The sequence below is a fragment of the Furfurilactobacillus cerevisiae genome (genome assembly GCF_048961765.1).
GTDB classification, from domain to species: Bacteria; Bacillota; Bacilli; order Lactobacillales; family Lactobacillaceae; genus Furfurilactobacillus; species Furfurilactobacillus milii_A.
In genome coordinates this window covers 506985-531790 of the sequence record NZ_CP185253.1, presented here as the reverse complement: position 1 = coordinate 531790, position 24806 = coordinate 506985, and the positions used below count along the sequence as shown (strand labels likewise).

17 protein-coding genes and 1 pseudogene are annotated in these 24806 nt (G+C 43.0%); 3 read left to right on the top strand and 15 right to left on the bottom strand.

The features are described 5' to 3' along the window. Nucleotides 1–9: 9 nt before the first annotated feature. From ABUE36_RS02380 to ABUE36_RS02350, 7 genes are all read right to left on the bottom strand, one after another. Nucleotides 10–201, bottom strand: a complete 192-nt coding sequence (locus ABUE36_RS02380) for a DUF951 domain-containing protein (RefSeq protein ID WP_017260804.1) — start codon at nucleotides 199–201, stop codon at nucleotides 10–12. Nucleotides 202–232: 31 nt separating this feature from the next. Beyond that, a complete protein-coding gene (locus ABUE36_RS02375) occupies nucleotides 233–1132 on the bottom strand; it encodes a ParB/RepB/Spo0J family partition protein (protein WP_161001961.1) in 900 nt (299 codons plus the stop codon). Next, complete coding sequence (locus ABUE36_RS02370; RefSeq protein WP_017260806.1) at nucleotides 1122–1889, bottom strand: ParA family protein; 768 nt, start codon at nucleotides 1887–1889, stop codon at nucleotides 1122–1124. The genes ABUE36_RS02375 and ABUE36_RS02370 overlap by 11 nt, the downstream gene beginning before the upstream one ends. Before the next feature lie 27 nt (nucleotides 1890–1916). Further along, nucleotides 1917–2765, bottom strand: a complete 849-nt coding sequence (noc, locus tag ABUE36_RS02365; protein WP_161001960.1) for a nucleoid occlusion protein — start codon at nucleotides 2763–2765, stop codon at nucleotides 1917–1919. Nucleotides 2766–2789: 24 nt separating this feature from the next. Continuing rightward, complete coding sequence (rsmG, locus tag ABUE36_RS02360) at nucleotides 2790–3521, bottom strand: 16S rRNA (guanine(527)-N(7))-methyltransferase RsmG (RefSeq protein ID WP_421017084.1); 732 nt, start codon at nucleotides 3519–3521, stop codon at nucleotides 2790–2792. Nucleotides 3522–3688: 167 nt separating this feature from the next. Further along, complete coding sequence (locus ABUE36_RS02355) at nucleotides 3689–4249, bottom strand: VanZ family protein (RefSeq protein WP_421017083.1); 561 nt, start codon at nucleotides 4247–4249, stop codon at nucleotides 3689–3691. Nucleotides 4250–4586: 337 nt separating this feature from the next. Continuing rightward, complete coding sequence (locus ABUE36_RS02350) at nucleotides 4587–5858, bottom strand: NupC/NupG family nucleoside CNT transporter (protein WP_421017082.1); 1272 nt, start codon at nucleotides 5856–5858, stop codon at nucleotides 4587–4589. A gap of 1127 nt (nucleotides 5859–6985) precedes the next feature. Here ABUE36_RS02350 and ABUE36_RS02345 point away from each other — a divergent pair. Beyond that, nucleotides 6986–7888: a LysR family transcriptional regulator gene (locus ABUE36_RS02345; protein WP_161001956.1), complete on the top strand. Its 903-nt coding sequence runs from the start codon at nucleotides 6986–6988 to the stop codon at nucleotides 7886–7888. 68 nt (nucleotides 7889–7956) lie between these two features. On the opposite strand, the gene ABUE36_RS02340 is transcribed toward ABUE36_RS02345, so the two are convergent. From ABUE36_RS02340 to ABUE36_RS02330, 3 genes are all read right to left on the bottom strand, one after another. Next, a complete protein-coding gene (locus ABUE36_RS02340; protein ID WP_017260812.1) occupies nucleotides 7957–8238 on the bottom strand; it encodes a helix-turn-helix domain-containing protein in 282 nt (93 codons plus the stop codon). Then, nucleotides 8222–8578, bottom strand: coding sequence for a type II toxin-antitoxin system RelE/ParE family toxin (locus tag ABUE36_RS02335; protein WP_017260813.1), 357 nt, complete (start codon nucleotides 8576–8578; stop codon nucleotides 8222–8224). The genes ABUE36_RS02340 and ABUE36_RS02335 overlap by 17 nt, the downstream gene beginning before the upstream one ends. Nucleotides 8579–8764: 186 nt before the next feature. Continuing rightward, on the bottom strand, nucleotides 8765–9739 hold the full coding sequence (locus ABUE36_RS02330) for a lipoate--protein ligase (RefSeq protein WP_421017454.1): 975 nt from the start codon (nucleotides 9737–9739) through the stop codon (nucleotides 8765–8767). A gap of 38 nt (nucleotides 9740–9777) precedes the next feature. Here ABUE36_RS02330 and ABUE36_RS02325 point away from each other — a divergent pair, with 38 nt between their 5' ends. Further along, on the top strand, nucleotides 9778–10707 hold the full coding sequence (locus ABUE36_RS02325) for an IS30-like element ISLpl1 family transposase (RefSeq protein ID WP_096109805.1): 930 nt from the start codon (nucleotides 9778–9780) through the stop codon (nucleotides 10705–10707). 13 nt (nucleotides 10708–10720) lie between these two features. Here the strand turns inward: ABUE36_RS02325 and ABUE36_RS02320 are convergent. The 4 genes and pseudogenes from ABUE36_RS02320 to ABUE36_RS02305 all read right to left on the bottom strand — a co-directional run. After that, a pseudogene (locus ABUE36_RS02320) lies at nucleotides 10721–10828 on the bottom strand (lipoate--protein ligase); the annotation flags it as partial. 226 nt (nucleotides 10829–11054) lie between these two features. Beyond that, nucleotides 11055–12974, bottom strand: coding sequence for an ATP-binding cassette domain-containing protein (locus ABUE36_RS02315; RefSeq protein ID WP_421017081.1), 1920 nt, complete (start codon nucleotides 12972–12974; stop codon nucleotides 11055–11057). Nucleotides 12975–13121: 147 nt separating this feature from the next. Then, entirely contained in the window at nucleotides 13122–13355 is a 234-nt protein-coding gene (locus tag ABUE36_RS02310) for a hypothetical protein (protein WP_421017080.1), read from the bottom strand. A gap of 18 nt (nucleotides 13356–13373) precedes the next feature. Further along, entirely contained in the window at nucleotides 13374–16283 is a 2910-nt protein-coding gene (locus ABUE36_RS02305) for an Ig-like domain-containing protein (RefSeq protein ID WP_421017079.1), read from the bottom strand. 261 nt (nucleotides 16284–16544) lie between these two features. On the opposite strand from ABUE36_RS02305, the gene ABUE36_RS02300 reads away from it, so the two are divergent. After that, nucleotides 16545–17474: an IS30-like element ISLpl1 family transposase gene (locus ABUE36_RS02300; protein WP_096109805.1), complete on the top strand. Its 930-nt coding sequence runs from the start codon at nucleotides 16545–16547 to the stop codon at nucleotides 17472–17474. A gap of 129 nt (nucleotides 17475–17603) precedes the next feature. Here the strand turns inward: ABUE36_RS02300 and ABUE36_RS02295 are convergent, their stop codons facing one another. Beyond that, complete coding sequence (locus ABUE36_RS02295; protein ID WP_421017078.1) at nucleotides 17604–24512, bottom strand: mucin-binding protein; 6909 nt, start codon at nucleotides 24510–24512, stop codon at nucleotides 17604–17606. Between the last annotated feature and the right edge of the window lie 294 nt (nucleotides 24513–24806).

Genomic DNA, 24806 nt, shown 5'->3' with positions numbered 1-24806 from the left:
TTTCTTTGTTTATTCGGCTGCCGATGCCTTGCGGAGAATCTTCTTGAGTTTCTTTTCAAACTCCCGCCGTGGCATCATAATCATGTGCCCACAACCGAGGCATTTAATCTTAATATCTGCGCCTAAACGCAAAATTTCCCATTCATTCGTGCCACACGGATGTGGCTTTTTCATTTCAACAACGTCGCCTTTGTCGTACATCGCTTAACCTCCGCTGTTTTTGTGTTAACAGTTAATCCAATGAGATGCCTAAAATATCTAAGATCCGGCTAAGATCATCATTTGACATATAGTCAATTTCGATGTGTCCTTGCCCCTCATTGTTGGCGTTTGAAATTTGGACTTTCGTGCCAAACTTCTCTTGTAGCTGATCCTCAGAAGCCCGCACATAGGCAGACTTCTTTACCGGTGTTTTGGCAACTTTTTGCTTGTCGCCGTTCATCTCACCAACCACTTTTTCCAACTCACGTACGGTCATGCCATTTTTAACGACCCGGCGAGCCAGCGCAACCACTTTACGCTTATCTTTCAAACCAAGCAATGTTCTTGCTTGACCCATCGATAACTCGTTATCAGCCAACATTTTTTTAATGACATCTGGTAATCCGAGCAAACGAATGTAGTTAGCAATATATGGCCGACTTTTACCTAAACGCGCAGATACCTCAGCCTGTGTCAGGTTAAGCTTACTCATCAACGTTTGGTAGGCCTCAGCTTCTTCAAGCGGGGTCAGATCCTCACGTTGCAGGTTTTCCAACACAGCAACTTCCATCATTTCCTGTTCGTTCATAGTCCGAACAATGGCAGGAATGCTACTCTTGCCAGCTAACTTGGACGCCCGAAAACGACGTTCACCGGCAATAATTTCGTAACGATTTAATTTTTCATCAGGTTGTCGAACAATAATTGGTTGAAAGACCCCTGATTTTTCAATTGAGCTTGCGAGTTCTTTTAGCGCCTTGCGGTCAAACGTGCGCCGTGGTTGATACGGATTAGGTCGAATGTCTGAAAGTGCAACATCCTCGACTTGTTCAGCAGTCACATCATTGAGACTGTCCGCCAATCCGTTTTCCTCGAACAACGCGTTAATTCCCTTGCCGAGGCCTTTTCCAGTCGTTTTCTTACTTGCCATGCGCTTCGAGGACCTCCTCTGCTAATTGTGAATAAACTTCGGCGCCTCGTGACTTCGGATCGTAATCAATGATGGCGAGTCCGTGACTAGGCGCTTCTGACAAACGAACGTTACGCGGAATAATTGTCTTATAGACGCGATCACCAAAGTATTTTTGAACTTCGGCGTTAACCTGAGCACCCAAATTAGTCCGAGCATCAAACATGGTTAGTAATACCCCTTCGATGCGCAAACTACGGTTAAAGTGTTTCTGAACCAGTTTAATTGTGTTTAATAGCTGACTAAGCCCTTCCAAAGCGTAGTATTCACTTTGAACGGGAATCAAAATGGAATCACTGGCCGTAAAGGCGTTGATCGTAAGCAGTCCAAGTGACGGTGGGCAGTCGATTAAGATGAAGTCATAGTCGTCATGCACCTCTTGAAGGGCATCCTTAAGCCGTGTTTCACGGGCCATCAAGTTAGTCAGTTCAATTTCAGCACCGGACAACTGAATCGTTGCGGGTACAATATCCATGCCTGGATGATTAGTCGGTAAAATAACTTCTGAAATTGGCGTTTCATTAACCAACACGTCGTAAATATCTTTTTGAATGTTAGCTTTTTGAATCCCAATCCCACTCGTTGCATTACCCTGAGCATCTGTGTCGACTAATAGAATCTTTTGACCCTGATTAGCCAGGCACGCACCAAGGTTGACGCTGGTTGTTGTTTTACCAACACCACCCTTTTGATTTGCGAGCGCAATTACATATCCCATCAACGTTAACTCCTCATATCCCTTTGCTTAATTCTTACTGCTACTATGACCATCTTTTGGTAAATCGATAACGATGCGATAACCGTCATCGGTGTTTTCTTCGTGCACGTGAACGGACAAACCAGTGTCGCGGATCATCTTGGCCGACTCTTTAATCGTGTTAACCGCGATACGAGTATCGGAGGTCAAACCGCGCAACCGTTTCTTGGGCCGCTGTGGCGTGACTGGCTTTTCTGTCGTTAGTTCTGAAACCAACCGTTCAGTTGCCTTAACGTTCATGTCGCGATCTTCAATCTGCATTAACACGTGTCGCTGCTGATCGGCATTTAACGGCAGTAACGCCCGCCCGTGACGCTCAGAAATCTTCTTGGCACTGATGGCATCCAAGACTGGTTGACTGAGCTTCAACAAACGTAATTTGTTGGCAACCGCCGATTGACTCTTGCCGACACCTTTAGCCAGTTGGGTTTGAGTAACATCGTTAAGCGCCATTAATTGTTGATAGGCCTGAGCCTCCTCAACAGCTGACAGCTCTTCGCGTTGCAAGTTTTCAATCAACGCTAATGAAGCTGTCTCATGATCGTCCATCTTTTCAACAATGGCCGGAATGGTGTCCCAATTCAACGAAGTCACCGCACGAAAACGACGTTCACCAGCAATGATTTCATACTTGCCGGTCTCGTATTCACGAACGACAATCGGCTGAAGCAACCCATGTGCCCTAATCGTTTCAGCCAACTCAGCAATAGCATGCTCATCAAACACCTGCCGTGGTTGAAAACGGTTCGGTTCAATGGCAGTCAACGCTAACTGTTCAATTTTCTGTTGCGGTTTTTCATCGCTTTTATTTCGATTCCCAAATAATGAAAAAGGCATCCGTTAATTTCCTTTCACCAACCATTAGTGTGCGTGTAACGGTTCTTTGTTTGGCGTTCCGGGACGACGTGGATAACGTCCAGGCGTTGCCCGAGCCTTATCCAAAACAATGATTTCCCGTGGGTCTCCAGAAACTGGTAACTCGAACTGATGGCTTTGACCAACCTTCCCACCAAGCGTGTGAATCGCGTACGTCGCATCCGTCAGTTCTTCGTTGGCACCACTAGCCTTCATGGCCAACATTTGTCCACCAACTTTAACCAGCGGTAAGCACAACTCACTCATGACACTCATTCGAGCCAGCGCACGCCCTGTAACGTAGTCAAATTGCTCGCGTTGCGGCGACTTTCTTGCACCAAACGTCTCTGCACGATCATGGACCAACGTGACGTCACGCAATCCCAAAGTGGTCACTAATTCTTGCAAAAAGTTAATCCGCTTGTTCAACGAATCAACAATGGTGACCTTCAACTGTGGGAACAAGATTTTCAGCGGAATCGATGGAAAACCAGCACCCGCGCCAACATCACATAGAGTCACAGATTGTGTTTGCAACTCCGGCACAAACAGTGCGACTGTGATGGAGTCATAAAAGTGCTTGAGATAAACGTCTGACTCAGCCGTAATCGTGGTTAAATTAAATTTTTTATTGGTTTCGACCAGTAAATTAAAATACTGATCAAAAGCATCCTGTTGCTGATCTGTTAAGGTAATCCCGTGATCAGCTAGGGCAGTTTTAAACTGTTCTGGGTTCATAAAAACTCCTTTAATGTGAAACAACAGTGTGTTTCACGTACTTACATATTTTACCGAAAAAAAGGCAATAAAACAACCGCGCCCAGCGATGTCAACAAGGTTTTAACCCAGTTGCCTGCGCAAGGTCGCGGTTGTAAATTCATATCTCATTTTGATTACGTTTCATCTTAGGTTCGTTGCCAAATCGCCAGCCCAACTTTGAGTAGAATCCACCCAAGTAATCCACCTAGCGTGTTTAAAAGCAGATCGTTCAAATCAAACGTGCGCTCACCGAAGTTAAAATAGTTCATGATGAGCTGCGATGTTTCGATAAAAAGTGATGTACCAAATGCCAGTCCAATTGCCCGCCAGAATGGGCGTAACTTGGCAGATAAGCCACCGCACAGTAAAGTCAGTGGCAATAACATCAAGCCGTTACCAACTAACTGATACAACACCGTTGGCTGACGCCAGTTATACCACATCGCTAACGGGTGCACATCAATGGCTCCCTGAAAGGTGTAGCCACTGGCCGCCAATGTGCCAATATTGCGACTAATGTTAATCGGAAACAGCGTCATGTCAAAAACTGCCCATAGATAAACACATAAAACGGCCTGAAAAAGCACTCGAACAAACTTTAGTCGATGATGGCGAACGTCGCTTATGACAAGCAGAGCAAAGAAAAGCAACAGTGGCACAATTAAAATTTGACTGGTTACCAGCCCATTGTGATCAAAAATCGTCATTGTTGCATCCCTCCTTGTCGTCTTCATAAGTAAGCTTAACGCTGACCGGCGGTGATTTGGGTTTCACGTGCTTAGACTTGGTAAATTCATAAACAAGTTGCGTAATGTTTGCTGGACATTGGTATGAGTGACAAGAATGATTTGGAGTTGAGATTGCGTTTCGTCGACTGTGGACTTCACTCATTCTCCATGTAACCGTGCACTGTTGTGTTTCCATCTAGGAGTTCGAGTAAGCCCATCAATTTTTCAATTTGTATAGTAACAAAAAAAGGCGCCACCAGGGCGTCTTTTTATATTTGAGAAAATGAAGTTTTCTAAATCGAGTAAATGGGGCCTATTACCAAACAAATAAACCAACCATACCAGCTGAGAGTAATGAAACTAAAATACCTGAAAGTAACATGTAACCAACGTTGCTAGAAATCATGTCGTTCTTTTCTTTACCAACCATACCTTTGAAGGCACCGATAATCATACCAGTAGTCCCAAAGTTAGCAAAGGAAGTTAAGAAGACAGTCAAGATAGCGCGGTAGTGAGGGGCAAAGTGGTTGATTTTACCAGTAATTTCACCCATAACAACGAATTCGTTCGTTACTAACTTCAAGCCCATCAATTGAGAGAAGTCCCAAGCAGTGTGAACGTTCAAACCCATCAACCAAGCTGGGATGAACATGATAACACCAAGGATACTTTCCAATGACAATGGCTTCCAGATCAAGCCAAGTAACTTATCGATCAAACCAGCTAAGGCAACAAAGGCGATAACGTTGGCAGTGATGATCAGAACCAAAGTACCGGCACCTAAGATGGAGTCACCCAAGAATGAGAAGAATGGTTGACGTTTGCCGTTTGATTCAACAGCGCCAGTTTCTTCAGCAGCTGCTTCACTTTCGCCACCTTCGTCACCAACGTTACCGATTTTAGCAATCGTGTCTTCTTCAGGGTCAACTTCAACAGGGTTCAACATGTTGGTTACGATCAAAGCGTTGATACAGTTCAAAGGAACGGCAGTCAAAACAAATTGACCGGGAACCATTTGCGTGTAAGCACCAAGAATTGAAGCCGTAACACAACTCATTGACATCATTGCCAAAGTAACATCACGTTCAGCCTTCATGGTGGTCAATTGTAACTTGGAAACGGCAAGCGCTTCGGTGTTACCTAAGAACATCATTTCAACGGCGAAGAATGATTCGAACTTTGGTTGACCAGTGATAAAGCTTAAACCGCGACCAATCCATTTGATAATCCATGGCAATACACCAATGTATGTCAGGATATCGAATAATGGCACAATCAACAGAATTGGTAGCAAAGCACTGGTAATGAAGTTAACTGGTGCTGGGTGTGTACCCGCGGCACCAACCCAGTTAGGCAATGCGAAGTTGATCCCTTTGTAGGCAACTTGCACCAACCAGTTGAATCCATCAGCAGCACTCTTAACAACGGCACGACCACCGGCGAAACTGGTTAATAACCAGGCAATAACTAAGTTTAAGACAACCATGATGCCAACAGAACGCCACTTAATCTTCGAACGGTTCTTGGACAGTGCCCAAGCAATCGCCAAGTAGACGATAACACCAATGATGTTAACAACTAAATACATAACATATGTCCTTCTTTCCAAAATGATGGTATGTTTCAACCCAAATGCTCCCATTTGAGCCACTCAGCGTTATGCATCGATTTTTCGACGCACATCTCGATGTCGAAAACCTCACCCCTCCTTCAGTTGAAAAGCGGACTTTAGAATAATTTTCACGAAATAATGGCTTGGTTGAAAACGCCTCCGCAAACGGAAAGGTACAGTCCGCCCTCCCTGACCAATTAATAGTACCGTTAATCGGGCTAGGTGTAAACATTGATTCCTCCGGTGAAGCTTCTTTTTAATTTTTAGAGCGGTTACGTGAATATTGAAAACGAATGAAAACGTTTACTGACAGTAATTTCCGAACGTAACGCCGTTTTCATGATTTTAATTATTTTCTAACTTAGTGCAACGTTTCACCTATTGATATGTCGGCTTTATTGGCATTCTATTCTTAGCCAAGAATCAGCTGTGCCTAATGTTTTTGAAAACAACCGAATGTCGCAACATTATTCGGAATTTCCAATACTGAAAATGAGAGAAGAAAAAAAAGACCTGCCACGTGATGACAGGCCCCTTTGGGTGGGAAAACGTTTTTTTGGTCTAGCGAAGGTGTAAGCAACACCCTGTTATGGTCGATCATTTTATTGTGGCAATGGTCTCACTTTCCTTCTACGCTGTGAATATCGAACACAAAGTCCGCTCCTAAGCGATTTCACTTCATTTTCTGACACGTTGTAAAAGTTGAACTTAACTTGACTGCGACGATCAAACACCCAAGTACCACTAGACCTCAACCGTTTTCTTGAGAGTAGTTTACGACCTGTTTTCCTTTTATACCGCGAAAAGCCCTCGAAATAGCTTGATAGTGGCCAAATTTCTCCGCCAAGTTTTATCAATTGACTAACATGCCAGATCGCGTTAATCTATTACCATTAAATGAAAGGGGGTGATGTCTTTTGACCATTGGAAATAATCTTAAGGCATCAGCCCACGATAAGAGTGTCGCACGCTTCTAGCGCAAAACAGTCTTTATCCACGGACTGATGCAGTAAGAAAGGCTCTGGGAAATTTTCTCCCAGGGCTTTTTGTTTGCGCTGCTTGCTGCTACACTCAACATAATTCATTCAAACGAGGTTCTGTTTATGGCCACTTCATCCTTTGCCTATCAGGTGTTTGCCACCGTCGTTGATAAGCATACGTTCATTGCTGCTGCCGAAACACTTAACATCACACCAAGTGCGGTTAGCCATTCAATCAGTCAGTTGGAAACGCAACTTGGGTTTCCACTATTCATTCGTAGCCGTACAGGGGTTACGCTCACTGCTGATGGAAATACTGTCTATCCAATCATTCAAGACATTCTCAATTCTGAGCAACGGTTAGCCCAAGAAGCGGCCAATATTAATGGATTGACACACGGGACAATCCGGATTGGTGCTTTCTCATCTGTATTACTTAACTGGTTGCCCAGCATCATTCGTGAGTTTCGCCAGCAGTATCCTGATATCAATGTCACCGTTTACCAAGGGAACTTTAACGATATTGCAGAGCGCGTGCGTTTGGGAACATTGGACATGGGTTTTTCGGCGCTACCACTAGATGAAAACATCGTGATTCATCCCCTCATCAAGGACGAAGTGTACTGTTTGACGCCAACGGACTTTGTGCCTAAAAATGGCCATGTCATGACCAGCGCTGACGTAGCGGATAAAACGTTTATCCTTCAACACTCTGACTATGATCGCGATACTAAGTTGACGCTGGACCGATACAATGTCACACCCAATTCGCTGAACTACTCCATCGATGACGCCTCAATCATTTCAATGGTGGAAGCGGGCCTAGGGTTTGGTGTTCTACCCGATTTGGCGCTCAAACGAATTTCTGGGAACATTAATATCTATCCATTTGATGAACCACATTATCGAACCTTATGTTTGGCCGTGAACAAATCACTTGCACAAGCGCCCACCACCACACGACTGACACGAATCATTCGAGAAAACTTAAGCCGCGAGTACGGTGACAAATTATTGTGGCAATAAGCATAAAAAATGTATCCCCATCACGCTATGGTGTGACAGGGATACTTTTTTATCTGAAACAGGTTCAACTAAACGAGTCTAATTTCCAATTCTTTTCCAACACTCTGTGCAATTTTTTGAAGTGTCGACAATTTTAAATCCAAATTGCCATTTTCGATTCTAACAATTGTGGATTGCGCTGTCCCAGACACTTGTGCCAATTCACGTTGAGAAATCCCCATTTCTTCTCGCAAGTTTTTAACAGCCAAAGCGGCAACAATTTCTCGATCAGCCTTATCATACTCACGTTTGAATTCGGGATCTTTTAGCTGACCAGCAACATACTCATCTAAATCATAACTTTTCTTCATCTCTGTGCCTCCGAATCTTCCCATCCCGAATTGACTTGGCATGATCAATCTCACGCTGTGGTGTTTTATCTGTCTTTTTTGTAAATCCGTGAGTAATAAAATAGTTAGACTCCTCAAGGTGAAAATATATACCTCGCTGAATATTATTGCCCTGAATTGACCGAATTTCATACAGATTAGTCTTTAATTTTTTTACATAACGTTGACGAATGGCAATTTGCAATCCCAATCGTGATATAGCCTGAATGGTTCTAACCATTTTAGCTCGATCCTTTTTGGGAAGATTGTCCAAAAAGCTTTTAAATTCATGGCCGAATTTAAAGTATAGTTTATCATTCATTTACAATGATAGCACACATGCTATCATTAGACACCACCTTACGTTGTTAATTGATCATTTGATTTTCCCAATTCTTATTAGTTTTAAATCTATGATCATTATCAACATACGTAATTCAAATGGCTTTTGTTTTTTTAAGGCTAGTCTATTTAGAACCATAACATTTTAAACTTAGGATCCGTAGCTCTAAGCGCCCTGTCTCATCAACAAATCAACCAATTCATTTTCAGTGACTTTACCGAAGTATTTTGAAACATCGATACTGTCGAAAACCCGCTTCACTGCGTTTAACTCGTACTTAGTCCCAATCAAACGGTTTTCAACATCTTTAATATCTGCCTGACCAAAGAAGTCGCCAGTAATCTGAATGTCCGTGATGTGACCCTCATCTACGTTCAGCGAGAATTCCACCGTTCCTGCCGCAAAGTGCTCACGTCGTTTGACATTAAACGCTGGTGACTTGCCATAAATCCAGTCCCAGTTCTTAAAGTAGCGTTGTTCCAAATCGTGAACACCGGCCAATGCCTCATCATCTAATACATACGCATTTGCATCTTCAATGTTTGTAATGTTTAAAATTTTCTTTGCTAATGCATCCCTGAATTCTTCAATAGTCAGGTTTTGATAGGCTGGCGCAAAGTGTGGCTTCAGGTTGGTAACGCGACTACGAACCGATTTAATACCCTTCGATGCAATCTTATCAGCTGGCACGTTCAAAGCCTTAGTTAGCACTGATTGATCGACGTCATACATCAAGGTACCATGCGAAAACATCCGTCCCTTCTCAACGTGCATCGCATTGCCAGAAAACTTCTTGCCTTCGATTGTAAGATCGTTACGACCAGTCATTGCAGCGCTCGTCGCACCCATCTCGTGCAACGCGTTAATGACAGGATCCGTGAACCGTTTGAAATTGCCCACTGCATCCCCGTCATCCTTAGTAATAAAGCTGAAACTAACATTTCCAAGATCGTCGTAAACAGCCCCGCCACCAGAAGTTCGACGAGTCAAAATAATATGGTGTTGATCAACGTAATCTTGATTGATTTCCTCGAGCACGTTTTGGTATCGACCAACGATAATACATGGAGAGTTAATATAGTAGATTGTAAAATTAATCCGAACGCTGTTCGGACAAAAAAGATCAGCTTCCTTTAAAATGGTGTTTACAACAAACCCATCTTTTAGGAGCTGATCTTTTGTCTAGTATAACCTATTCCGAACGAATTAAAATCGAAACCTTTTGTGAACTAGGGCTGTCCAATATCCAAATGGGCGTTCGGCTGAACCGATCACCGTCAACAATTTCTTATGAATTATCTCGATGTCAACCTTATCAGGCTGAATTAGCACAAACAGATGCCGAATACAAGCGATCACGATGTGGTCGGAAAACTAAGCTGAGCGATGAGTTAAAGCAAACAATTCTCAACCATTTACATCTAAGCTGGTCACCAGGAATGATTGCTCACGAATTTAAACTAGCGACTAAATCTATTTATAATTGGCTAAATCAGGGGAGAATTGGTTTCTCCTTGAATGATCTACCTGAACATGGCGTACGCCAACGGCGTAACGTTGACCAACGATCCAAATATAATCAATCTTTGGGGCGATCGATTGAACAGCGTCCCATGATGATTAATCAACGTAATCGCATCGGTGATTTTGAACTAGATACCGTCGTTGGCCCTCGTGGGCATAGTAAGGCAGTTTTATTAACTTTAATCGATCGCAAATCACGGTTCCTTTGGGCATATCGGTTAAAGGACCGAACGACAGCGAGTGTTAATGAAGCACTGACTAAGTTCCTAACAACTTTTAATGGACCGGTGCACAGTTTTACTGTGGACCGTGGTACTGAGTTTAGTGGGCTAGTATCATTTGAATCACAATATGGTATTAAGACCTATTACTGTCATGCTTATACGCCAGCTGAACGTGGTAGTAATGAACGCTTTAATCGGAATTTACGTTATTTTTATCCTAAGGGGACTCGTTTTGAGCACATTAGTGCTCAAGATTTAACGACGACGTTACTCCAAATTAACCAGAGACCGCTTAAAATACTTGACTGGAAAACACCGTATCAGGTTATGCTGACCAATTTGTCCAAAAATTCGGATTAAATTTGCAATCTACCATATAGAAATATAAAATTGGCTCATCTAAATTAGCGTGCTCCATTAAATATGTTTCAATCGCCAAATTTTCACGAATATCCGTGCTTGGACTAGCTAAATAACGCATGTTATCACCTCAAAGTTTATTGTACGGCGTTTCAAGGGAAATGATAGCGATTTCATCAGAAAAATTAGTAACTTTTAGTAAGTTCAAATTTATTGCCTAATTACTTCAAAAACGCTCCACACCCTAGCGACTTGGACACAACAAAAATCCTCGTATGGACAAAATTTCGTCCACACGAGGATTTTTCAATTGTTGTTCAAACTCTAAACAGAGAATGTCATGCTCACTATTCCACCGCCAACGATTCAATTGGATCCAGTTTAGCAGCCTGGTGTGATGGTGCTAGAGCTGCTAATAAACTGATGATGATGCTTGCCAGTAATCCGAAGATAATGTATCCAGGCGTCATCTGAATGATACTGTAGTGAATCAAGCCATTGATGCCGTGGTTAATCAGTAATTGAACAACCCAAGCTAGCACAATACCTAAGATGGCACTGAACAAACCGATGAAGAACGCCTCGGAAACAAACAGGTTACGAATGTCTCGACGGCGAACACCAAGAGCTCGTAAAACACCGATTTCTTTAGTCCGTTCGGAAACACTGATGTACAAGACCACAATGATCATAATTGCGGAAACCAGTAACGAAATGGCCGCAATCCCTGCCAGTACATAGAATGCCAGCGAAATGTACGTGTTCAACGTATCAAGAATAGACCCAACACCGGTAATTGCGTACGCTGTCTTACCGTTCGTCTTTAAGGCTTTGATCTTATTCTGAACAGTCTTGGTTGTTTGCACATCCTTAGTTGATACCGCAACAAAGTTTGCACGTAATTTAGCGCCCTTAGCAGCATACATCGACTTTAAGGTATCAAACGACATTGCGTCAGTACCAGAATTGATAATCCCTGAAACTTTGAGCTTTTGGGTCATCGCAACGGGCTGATTGTTGTCATCCATCGCGGTCACACTCAATGTTACTGTCTTGCCTACTAATGATTTGTAATCTTTGCTGATCTTCTTCGCATTCCGTTTGGTCAGCAAGATTTCCTTATCGCCAGGTTTGGAACCTGTCTTAATGTCACTTTCTTTTTCAGTCTTATTCCAAGTTTGAAATTGCTGAATTTGCTGCGTCTTGCCGTTGTAATCAACCTGGACACCGTTTGGGACATAGGTGCCAAGAACAGCTTCCTTTACACCTTTGACCTTCGCCAAACGGTCACGGTCAGACGGTTTCATCTCAACTGCTTCCGCCGTCTGCTTGTCAGTCTTTTGTGCAACTTGAATGGTTGTCGGATTAATTTGGTCCATGATTTGGTTATTCATGTACCCCTTAACCCCGTTACCAAGCGCCAACATCAAGATGACACTGAAAATCCCAATGGAACCGCCAAACACAATAAGTAAGTTACGCTTCGTGTTGTACCGCATATGTTGCAAACTCATCTTCAACGTTGAACGGAAACTCAGGTGCTTTGTCTTCGTTGACAACTGTTTGCCTTCGATTGGGAAAGGATCTTTTAACTCACGATCTTCATTGATCTTCCCATCTTCCATATGAACGATTCGCGTCCCATGGTTGGCCACATCCTGACTATGCGTGACACAGATAACTAACTTGCCGCTTTCAGCAATGCCATCCATCAACTCAAGAATTTCTTTGGTGTTTTGTGAGTCCAACGCACCAGTCGGTTCATCAGCGATGATGACATCAGGATCTGATGCTAGCGCCCGTGCAATGGCGACACGCTGTTTTTGCCCACCAGAGATTTGGTTCGGATATTTGTGAATGTGGTCTTCCAAACCAACCTGCTTCAACAGACTCGTGGCGCGTTCCACTTGTTGATGATGGGTCATGTTGGTCATTTCCAAACTGACCATAACATTATCCAGCAGTGTTAAGTGACTAATCAGGTTGAAACTCTGGAAAATGAACCCAATCGTTTGCCGACGATAGGCATCCATGTCCTTTTCCTTGGCAGAGTGCATCGACTTACCGTTCAGTAGCACATCCCCGTCATAATTGTGGTCCAGCCCACCAATGATGTTCATCAAGGTCGACTTCCCACCACCGGATTCACCAAGGATAGAAACAAACTCACCCCGTTCAAATTTAAGGCTAATCCCCTTCAAAACTGGAAATGGTTCTTTATTCACATAATAGGACTTGTGAATATCCTTCAACTCTAGAAAGCTCATTAAAATGCCCTCGTTTTCAAATTTTATGGTTAATTTAAATTGGTCTTAACAGTAGCAAATTCACCCCCGTTATACAAATGATAACGGGGGTGAACTTGTAGTCGTAACGGATTCTTAATAAATTGTTTCCTGTGGAAAGAAAACGTATTAGTGTTTAACAACGTAGCCAATTGTCTGAGGAAGTACTAAGCGTTCATCCAGATAAATTGGCTGACCAGCAGTCGGAGTCGATTTGTCATCTGACAAATACACAAACCCAGACAAATCTCGCTTTTTACCATCAACAATCAATGGTTGTGTATATTTTTTAAATTCACCACCAGATAGTTGCTCAGGTGGTCGACGCTTGTCAGCAGAAACGGTCTTGGCAAACTCATTCATTATTTTTCACTTCCATCTCTACGCATTATCAACACCATTGGAGTAATCATCAAGTCCAATGATATGGCTAGTTAAGCCTCCTGGTAATTGTGCTGCAAGCATGGCGCTTAAGACATCTACGGGCTGGATCATCTGAGAGGCTGCAGCATACCACATTACGCTATTATAGTTTGGTGAATGCCATAAGTCTAAGGCATGTCCCATTTCGTGCATTAAAACGGCAATAACTTCGCTTCTCGTATATTTTAGACTAGTCATTGGTGTTCCAAATAATGTAATCTTGCAATTACCGGATACAAATTGATTATTTACAGAATTGTAGCCGTAAACACCAGCATCCCCAAGATTAGCCGAACTCGGATCAAATTCAACAATACCAGGCACATCTGCTTTATCCGTTGTTTCTACTAGCGTAATGTTACTGCCTAATATTTTTAATCCTGTGTTCCAATTTCGAGCCGCTGCTTCCCAAATCTGCTTGTATGTGAGATCACCATCACTTGCATGATAAACCGCTGTTGGATTGGCAACAGAATAAGTTAATGTTGTTTTACCCCAACGATTGCCAGCAAATGGCGTCAATTGTGTGTAATTTACGCCGAGGCTTTTCAAAGTCTTGTTGAAATTCAAAACAATAGCATCAATTTGTGCACGCTGTGATTCATATGCTAATGGCAAATTCAGTTGTACCGTGATTTGCTTGGAAATGGTGTGTACCACACCAAACGAATCCTTAATAGTCCCAGTTAATGTTGTTGTTCCGGGAAGCAGTGTGATAATATCACCAGCCAAATCGACAGTTGCAACATCTGTATTCGAACTTTGCCAGGTGACATTTTCATATCCGTCATGGTCAGTCTGAATATTGGTCAATGCCTGAACCTTTTGACCCATATTAATAATATTGGGCACACTAGTTGTGACTGTCGTCACTGATTTAGGCGTTAAAACTGTTAACACAATGCTAGCTGATTTTGAAGTGTTGAAATTATCTACTGCTGTCGCAGTGATTGTTGCACTACCTGGACCAATAACCGTCACAAGACCATTCTCATTTACTGTTACAACATTTAGGTCAGAACTGGTCCACTTTACATTACCCATTAAATTAGCATTAGTTGGTGTCACAACAACTGCTAATTGATCATGCTCACCAGCGCCCAGCGTGGACACAGCAGTACTGATTTTAATTTCGGTTAATGGAATCGATTTGCCGACTACATACGGCATTGTGTACTCCCATCCCGATCCGTTGTACCCTTGAACTATTGCTTTCAGAATGACAGACCCAGGTGTCAGCGCGGTAATTCTGCCGTCCTCATCAATCGTAGCAATTTTTGAATCAGAAGATGACCAAGTGACTGATTTGACTTTAGTAACTGGAAAATCAGGAATAAAGGTTGCTTGCACCGTCAATCCTGTCATTAAAGAACTTGGCCACTTTACATTTCCGGACTTAAAGTTCTCTTCAGGCGTAAATACATGAATCGTATTGTACTGAACCCAACCATTACCGTTATATTTAAAACCCGTGGCTGTAATTGACGTTTCCCCTTCGCCAACAGCGGTTAGCAGTCCCGTTTTACTGTCAATAGTAGCAACAGTAAGATTACTTGAGGCCCAAGCTATCGTACTGAGCGGCCACAACGAGTTTGGGTTAGTTGCATAAGTTAGCTGTTCTTGACTGCCTGCCTCAAGGTAATATTTCGGTACACTTACAGAAAATCCGGTTACTTCATTTGCACCAGCTGGAATAACTTTAATCAATTGAGATTTATTCCATACTTTGCCCGTATAGTCAACAACGTTCATCTCCACTGTCGCGGTCCCTACTGCAAGTGCGGAAAACTTCCCATTTGCGTCAACAATACCAATAGTCGGATTATCACTCTTCCAAGAAATGGATTTGAAAATTCCACCAATTGGGTTAGTGGTGACAGTAGCAGTGGCATTTTGACCAACTTCAATTTGCTCGTTGTTGTATTGAAAATTAACATCATTTAAAATCTTGTTTGCATCATAAACGACAATCGGAACAGGACCAGACCAACTATCAAGGTGAAAAAAAATGTTGGCTTTACCTTCTGAAACCCCTGTTATTACACCACTATTATCAACCGTCGCAACGCTGGGGTTATCACTGGTGAATGTTAATGATTTATAGGTGGCATTAGCCGGCGTCGGTGAAACCGTCACTTTTTCTGATTGCCCCACTCCGAGGTTGTTTGACGGCCAAGAATAACCTACATTTGTAATTGGAATTGATGTCGCTGATGAGGGTACCACAGTACTATCAAATGCTTCACTTTGACTAGAAAGCTGTGGAAGTGCATTTGTAGTTGGATCAGCTTTGCTTTCATCTAACGTGCTCGTTTTACTTGACTGTTGTTCCTGTGCTGATGACTGTGGCTGGGCCGCATTGCTACTTTGTCCTGTCAAAGTAGTTGAGGAAGGCAGTGTCATTTGTTGTGCATTATTCATCACAGCTACTTCACTGTTCTGAGATGTAGGCACAACGCTCGACGCCTGTGATGATGTCGTCTCTGATTCTGACACGCCCTTTGAAGAAATAATTGTTTGACTTTGAACTGTTGAACCTTCAGTCGATGATCCGCTATTTTCTACTTTGCTTGGCGCAGCATTTGAAGCGTTCGAAGCATCTTGAGGAGCTAACGAACTAGCAGACCCAGAACTTTGCAAATTGTTGACGGTAGTCATGGCTGCACTCGATTGTGCGAGGCTATTTTGAGCTTGAACTTTTTCACTAACTACTGGCTGGGACGAGCTTGTACCATCATCCGCGCTTGCATTGTAACCAGTTCCACTGACCACTCCAAACGTAATCAATGCTATGCAAGCAAAAAGCCAACGTTTCCCTGCCTTATACATCTTATAATGATCAGTCTTATCTTGCTCACCTTTTAACATGAATGATCGCTCTCCTCCTGATGTATTCACATAAACAATTAATTTGATTACCTTTGTACACCTATATAATATAATTTTATTTATGTATAAGTCTGATTTAGCCGCCGTATATGCATATACGGCATATTTTGATTAAGCTGATGGACATATAACTGGTTTTATAGTAGATTGTAAAATTAATCCGAACGCTGTTCGGACAAAAAAGATCAGCTTCCTTTAAAATGGTGTTTACAACAAACCCATCTTTTAGGAGCTGATCTTTTGTCTAGTATAACCTATTCCGAACGAATTAAAATCGAAACCTTTTGTGAACTAGGGCTGTCCAATATCCAAATGGGCGTTCGGCTGAACCGATCACCGTCAACAATTTCTTATGAATTATCTCGATGTCAACCTTATCAGGCTGAATTAGCACAAACAGATGCCGAATACAAGCGATCACGATGTGGTCGGAAAACTAAGCTGAGCGATGAGTTAAAGCAAACAATTCTCAACCATTTACATCTAAGCTGGTCACCAGGAATGATTGCTCACGAATTTAAACTAGCGACTAAATCTATTTATAATTGGCTAAATCAGGGGAGAATTGGTTTCTCCTTGAATGATCTACCTGAACATGGCGTACGCCAACGGCGTAACGTTGACCAACGATCCAAATATAATCAATCTTTGGGGCGATCGATTGAACAGCGTCCCATGATGATTAATCAACGTAATCGCATCGGTGATTTTGAACTAGATACCGTCGTTGGCCCTCGTGGGCATAGTAAGGCAGTTTTATTAACTTTAATCGATCGCAAATCACGGTTCCTTTGGGCATATCGGTTAAAGGACCGAACGACAGCGAGTGTTAATGAAGCACTGACTAAGTTCCTAACAACTTTTAATGGACCGGTGCACAGTTTTACTGTGGACCGTGGTACTGAGTTTAGTGGGCTAGTATCATTTGAATCACAATATGGTATTAAGACCTATTACTGTCATGCTTATACGCCAGCTGAACGTGGTAGTAATGAACGCTTTAATCGGAATTTACGTTATTTTTATCCTAAGGGGACTCGTTTTGAGCACATTAGTGCTCAAGATTTAACGACGACGTTACTCCAAATTAACCAGAGACCGCTTAAAATACTTGACTGGAAAACACCGTATCAGGTTATGCTGACCAATTTGTCCAAAAATTCGGATTAAATTTGCAATCTACCTTATATTTAACCAGCGAACCAAAATTTATCTTTATGTACGCAAAGAGCCTTGAAAACCAAACTTCGGTTTTCAAGGCTCTTGCTGTACTCATCCTAAGCTTACTTAGAATAAATCCTATTGTTCGTCAGACTTGCGACGCTTCATAAATCCAAATGCCATGAACAAACCAGTGAGACCAATGAAGATCAGTCCAATCTGACTTGATTCATTTGTATCAGGTAATGTCCCTTCGTTTGTCTTTGAACCAGTTAACTCGTCCTGAACTGCATTAGATTCGTTAACATTCACGCTACCAGAATTAGCAACAGATGAAGTTGTTGTGCCGGATTGTTGTTCATCGATTCCAAGTCTTTCAACTGTGCCTTGCGCACTCGTCGAAGCACCATGGTTCCGAATATTTGCAACCATATTCTGAGCAGTGACAACACCATTGCCGTTATTAGTCAAACCAGTTGCGCTCAAGTTATTCATACCAATAGTGCCGTCAGAATTGTTCGCATTGCTCATGCTCATATTTTGTGCACCGTTGTTATTTGTACCACTGACATTTTGACCACTGTTTGTGGTGTTCGTTCCATTAGTCATTGATGTGCCAGCTCCACCGTTGTTTGTAGCACTCTGTCTAGGGGTAACAGTTACCCAAACATCAGCCATCGCTGGATCATCGAATTCCATTTCAATGTGGTAAGTGCCAGGAACATCAAAGTCAATATCACCAATCCACTCAACCACATTCTTAGGAATATTGGAATCAAATGTCGCAACCTGTCTCATGATCAGTTGACTTACATCAACTGGTTCACCCTTCATATCCGCTGCACTGACAACAACATCAGTAGCCGTCAATTCAGAGCCAGCAACAATTGATGCATTCTTCCCAATCAATGAAACAAAGTTGGTCTGATAGTAAACGACATTCACATCGGCATCCTTCATATCACTGGTAACAATGACTTCCGGAATGTTTTCGTGGTCCGGTGAGAAGTTCGTAATAAGTTTAGGTGTAATAGCTGCCCAAATGTTTGAGCCATCCGCAACCCAATCAGTGAAGCCAAGAACCTCACCAGTTTCAGGGTTAACCTTAACAGAACGACCAAACTTAACCGCTTGAGTATCTGTAGATGAAGTCATTACAGCAGGATCAGTGGCAGAGTAGCTAACCTTACGAGTCAACGTCTCGTTGATATCCTTTTCGGTAATAGCACGATCGAAGTGAGGCCCGTTCGGATTCTTAGGGTCAACTAGTTCACCTTTGGTGTGGGTCCCAGAAATTACAATCGGAGTAACTTCTGACTTCACTGCATTCTTCGCGTACTCGACAAATTCTTCCACAATTGGTGATTTGTCGCTGTCCGTTGGCACGGTCGCGTCTGCTGCCGCAATCGTCAGCTTATCCGCCGTGTAGTTCACGACGACCGGACTGTCTACGGCAGCCCATTGAGCGGTGCCACTGACCGTCCAAGTCCCGTAAGTGACTTTCCCGGTCTTCTCATTCCACGTTGCGGTCCGGCTGAAGTTGACCGTTTGCGTCTGCTTATCAGGAGCCTTGCTCCCATCACTCATCGTGTACGTGATCGTCCGAACACTCGTCGTGTTCAACGAAGCCTGGTCCAAGCCAGCTGGGTACTTCACATCTGGATTCTTCGGGTCGACCGTCGTCCCGGCGTCTTTTGGAGCCGTCGGGTTCACCTTGATCAACGGATCGGCACTGTACGTAACCGTCTCCGCATCACTTGGCGTCTTGTCGCTGTCCGTTGGCACGGTCGCGTCTGCTGCCGCAATCGTCAGCTTATCCGCCGTGTAGTTCACGACGACCGGACTGTCTACGGCAGCCCATTGAGCGGTGCCACTGACCGTCCAAGTCCCGTAAGTGACTTTCCCGGTCTTCTCATTCCACGTTGCGGTCCGGCTGAAGTTGACCGTTTGCGTCTGCTTATCAGGAGCCTTGCTCCCATCACTCATCGTGTACGTGATCGTCCGAACACTCGTCGTGTTCAACGAAGCCTGGTCCAAGCCAGCTGGGTACTTCACATCTGGATTCTTCGGGTCGACCGTCGTCCCGGCGTCTTTTGGAGCCGTCGGGTTCACCTTGATCAACGGATCGGCACTGTACGTAACCGTCTCCGCATCACTTGGCGTCTTGTCGCTGTCCGTTGGCACGGTCGCGTCTGCTGCCGCAATCGTCAGCTTATCCGCCGTGTAGTTCACGACGACCGGACTGTCTACGGCAGCCCATTGAGCGGTGCCACTGACCGTCCAAGTCCCGTAAGTGACTTTCCCGGTCTTCTCATTCCACGTTGCGGTCCGGCTGAAGTTGACCGTTTGCGTCTGCTTATCAGGAGCCTTGCTCCCATCACTCATCGTGTACGTGATCGTCCGAACACTCGTCGTGTTCAACGAAGCCTGGTCCAAGCCAGCTGGGTACTTCACATCTGGATTCTTCGGGTCGACCGTCGTCCCGGCGTCTTTTGGAGCCGTCGGGTTCACCTTGATCAACGGATCGGCACTGTACGTAACCGTCTCCGCATCACTTGGCGTCTTGTCGCTGTCCGTTGGCACGGTCGCGTCTGCTGCCGCAATCGTCAGCTTATCCGCCGTGTAGTTCACGACGACCGGACTGTCTACGGCAGCCCATTGAGCGGTGCCACTGACCGTCCAAGTCCCGTAAGTGACTTTATTATTATCCGTCGTATCTATAGTCGCATCACGAACATAATTAACTGTTTGTGTGGCCTTCATTGGCGTCGTTGCCGTACTACCCTCTGGCAAACTATACGTGATCGTTCGCGTACTCGTCGTGTTTAAGTCATCCTTTGCCACACCTGCTGGATACGTTGCTCCAGGTACACCATCAATCGCTGTACCTTCAGTCTCAGGTGCTGAAGCTAAGACGGTAATGATACCGTTTCTTAAGTTCACCGTAATGCCTGCATTTACATCATCATCTGACAACACGCTAAAATCATAGTCGGTTGGCTTATTAGTGGGAGCATATTTAGTGTCCCCAACTGTGTACGCCTTTGCTAATTTATAGTTAAACGCAAGTCCCAAAACACCCCACTGTGTGGTTGGCAAGGTTGTGTTTGAAACATCAACAGTCTTATTGTTTTCCATATATTTAACGTTGATCGATTTAACATTCTTCTGTTCATCAGCATAGCCTAACTTGTAGAATTGACTACCAGTACCATCTTTATCGGTTGTATTCCATGTATAATCCTGAGTCGCGGAGTAAACAATATGATTCTGAATTTCATGACCAGAAGCATCTGTCAATCCACTATCTACTGGCATACTAAAATTAGTCGCAGCAGTATATTTACCCGTATTCTGAAAATCATCAGCATCTGTCATGGCCTTAGTAACATCATTCAACAAACTAGCCTGTCCTGCCGTATAAGCATTGTTGACCAAAATAATCTGAGCATTGTAAGCCTTATTGTAAACATTTGCCAAAGCACTAGCCACAGCTGTTTGCTTAGTATTTGTCAGATATGTTGAAAACGCAGGGCTAACCATTCTATCAGCAGAAATTGTCGTACCCGCCGGAATTTTGGACACAGTCGTATAGACACCGTTCACGATAGAGGCTTTTACAACAGATGAAGCAGCCATATCAACGATGTTAGGGCCTGCTGCCAATTGTGACGCAGTGTCACCTGCCGTTGTGCTAAATACTTTGTAATTACCTAAGGCCGCTTGATAAATCTTCTTGTAGGTACTCAAATAAGCATAACTATCAGCACCAGTTGTACTAGTGCCAGTCAATGCATTTGAAAGATCAGTAGATTTTGAAAAGTCTGTCACCGCTTTATTAGCTGAGTTGTATGCGTTCAAGTATGCATCTTGCAACATCTGGCTGACACGTGTATTCGCTTTTATCTGAGCAATTTGATCAGCAGTTGAAGTTGCAGCTGCACCCTTCATAAGACTAAACGGCATGTTGCCTTGATAAGTACCAATAGGATCAGACACGGCACCGTTACCAGACAATGCGTCGGCAATACCTTGCTGTTGATACTTTTGTAACCAAGTCAAAGCAGCAGCGTAACCAGCATCGTATGCTTGTTTAAGCTGATCCGTATCTGATTGCCATGTAGTCGTCGTGATCTTCCCATCAAGTCCGTTAGCAACGTTGCTGTCAGACACTTTAGTACTGGACATCTTTGTCATTGCCGCATAAGCTGCTTGCATACCTTGAGAATATTGATTAGCTAGCGCACTAACAATAGTAGATACCAACGTTTGATAAATGCTTTCAGTATCTTTATCAAAATGAGTTGGTACATTATCAGCGTTCTTCAATGAAAGACCTAACGTCGATTTAATTGTATCTTTTGAAACAAACGGAATACTGGGAATCGCTGTATCTTCAGTATAGTTAACAGACCCTACTGGTAAACCGGTAACTGGATCAATAGAAACCTGCCATCCGTCTTGATCATGTGTATGATTCGTACTATCAGTTTCAATATGACCCAAACTAACGATGTTATCAGAATTTTTAAACTCATTAGATAAACCATCTAACCAAGCATCTGGCACATTTTTATCAAACCAAAGAGCGGCAGCAATACTTTTAGGAATTCCATAATATGACGTACCAGTATCACTAAGAGTTGTTGGGTTAAAGTGCAATAATCCATCTTTTTTAATTGTCCCAATTAATCCAGTATCAGTTAAAGGAATACCCCAACCAGCGTCATTTTGATTAACACCTAGTGTTAACAAACTAGATAAAACAACGCCGTTGACTAAACCTTCTTGTGTCAAATTTTTGATCATTTGAATAGTTTGAATTAATCCTGAAAATTTAACATGTCCAGCAGCGGCAACCAGTGTACCTCCTGAAATCAAGCTTTGAGCTGTATTAAGCGCTGACGAATCCCATCCACCTGGGATTCCTGCAACGCTGTCAATAATCAGTCCCGTTGCGCCTGAGTGTGGGAAAAGAGTTATTTGTGCTGTTGATAACTTTCCAAAGTCCGCCATAACTTGATTGTTAGGCGTAAATGGATTTGCTGCTCCTTGCCCGAATACGGAACCTGCTCCCCAATTGTTTACATTCTGAGCAATTGCCGTATCACTCGATGTACCGGACCACTGTTTGCCGCTTGGATTAGTAAAATTAAGCCAGTCACCTGAAGTTGTTGAAATTAATTTTTTTACGTTATCTGCATTGCTGAAATAGGTCGGCAAAGTTTGGGATAGTTGTTTTACATAATCCTTAAATAACACGGCAATCTCATAAACCGTCTGATGGTAAGTATCCTGATCGTTTTGAAGTAAACTACCAGAAGTTGGGAATGAAGCACCCTGCCAGGTTTGTGGGTGATTTAACATATCTTCCCAGTCAACAACAGCAGAATATTGAATATCTGACAGAGCGTCCTTATAGCCATAACTAGCTGTATTTAAATTGGCAATATTGCTAAAAATGGAATTTGGTGTATTTACTTGTACGTTACTAAATAAAGTACCAATAAAGTATTTTTGCTGTTTTAACGTTTGACCAGTCTTGTTGTCATAAACATCAAACGTTACATAATAACCGTTCGTGGCATCCCCACTAAGCGTAATCGGATTACCCGCTGGACTTGTTAAGGTCAGTGTATGTTTAACTAGGTCACCAACACCGCCGACTGTAATTTCAGTACCTGAAGGTAGCGCTTGAATAGCTGTCGCTGCAACTTCACGTTCATATTGAAGCTCAGTTGTCATTTCAACTGATTGATAGTACTGTCCAAAGTCGGAAGTGCCATACTGTTTGCCAGTGTATCCATCGGGAGTAACGATGTATAAGGTATTGCCGTTATCGCTTGCATGCGCAGTCAAACCAGTTGGCAAAGCTGCAATCTGGTTTTGGGCATACTGCTGCCTAGTTTGATCTGAAATCGTTGCATAATAATTACCAAAATCAACAGTCGTGTAATTATCACCACCTGGAGTAATGGCGGTTAATCCCTTGCCGTCGGAACTTACTTCAGTCTGTACCGTGGATGCTAGTGAGTTAATGACAGATTGGGCGTACTGCGCCTTAGTTTCGTTTACAACGGTTTTAATGACATTGCCCTGAAAATAAGCTGGCAATAATGGCGTTCCTAAATATGTTGCATCGGACAACGCATAAAGAGTTGAACGATCCTTGCTTAAAATATAAGTTAAATCCGTTGGCAAACTGATATTTGATAAAGTTTGAGCATCTTTTTGTGCCAAAAGTGTGACACCAGTCATCTGAGTGGATGTTGTTGATGTTGTTGATGTTGTGTCATCCACTAGTGCAAATGATTGCGCTTGTCCTGTTTGCGAGGCCATGTCTGCCAATTTTGATTTAACAGCACTGATTTGTTCATTATTGGGACTGATCAATGTGGCACTACTTTCAACAGGCTTAACGGTTGTACTGGACGCCACGTTCTCAGATGCCTGATTTTCTGAAACTTTTACATTAGCACTAATAGCACTAGTCGTTGCCTGACTTGAGATGTTATCAGAAATTGTAGAAGCACCATTTCCTACTTTTGTGTTGGCTTCTGACTGTGACACTTGGGAAGAGGCAGAAGTCACACTGTCTGCGTTCTTTGTCTCATTAGCTGATGTAGTAGCTGCAAGCTTATTATCAGACGCTTGCTCGGATGACGCTACTACACTTTTGCTTTCAGTATTGGTTGCATCTGACTTTTGAACAGCACTTACAGTAACGGAACTAGCACTCGTCGCGGAAATACTGCTCTTCTGCGTATTCGATGTTGCTGAAGCATTGTCGACACTCGACGTTTTAGTAACACTAGATGTATTTGCTGTGTTTAAATCGTCTGATGTGCTGGATGTAGCGGAAATACTGCTTTGAGCCGCATTTGTTGTATCCGCGTGCGCTGAGCTTGTACTCAGCCCACTTGCAGCGCCAAACATAAACAATGTAATGCCGGCAAAAAGCCACATTTTACCAGCCTTATACATTTTATAGTGAAGCTTAGATTCAGTTTCGGCTGACCATAAACTTCGATTATTTTGATGCATCATAATGATGTACCCCCCTAATTTACTGCATTCAATGAGTCAATCAACAAACGTGTTCTTATGCCATTTGAGTGCTAAAAATAAAAAATACATATCAAAAATGCAACTAAAAACAGGTATAATCTAACTAAGGTTTGACGTAAGTTGGTTGCTTATAAAATAAGTAATATAAAAATATATCCAACATAATTTAACCGTATTTAATCCATATGCTCACACATTAAGGGGCAAATAATGCGTAAGCGGAATGAAGCCGTTTAGCTCTAGTCTCATTTAGTCGCTAAAGCGTTTTCGATT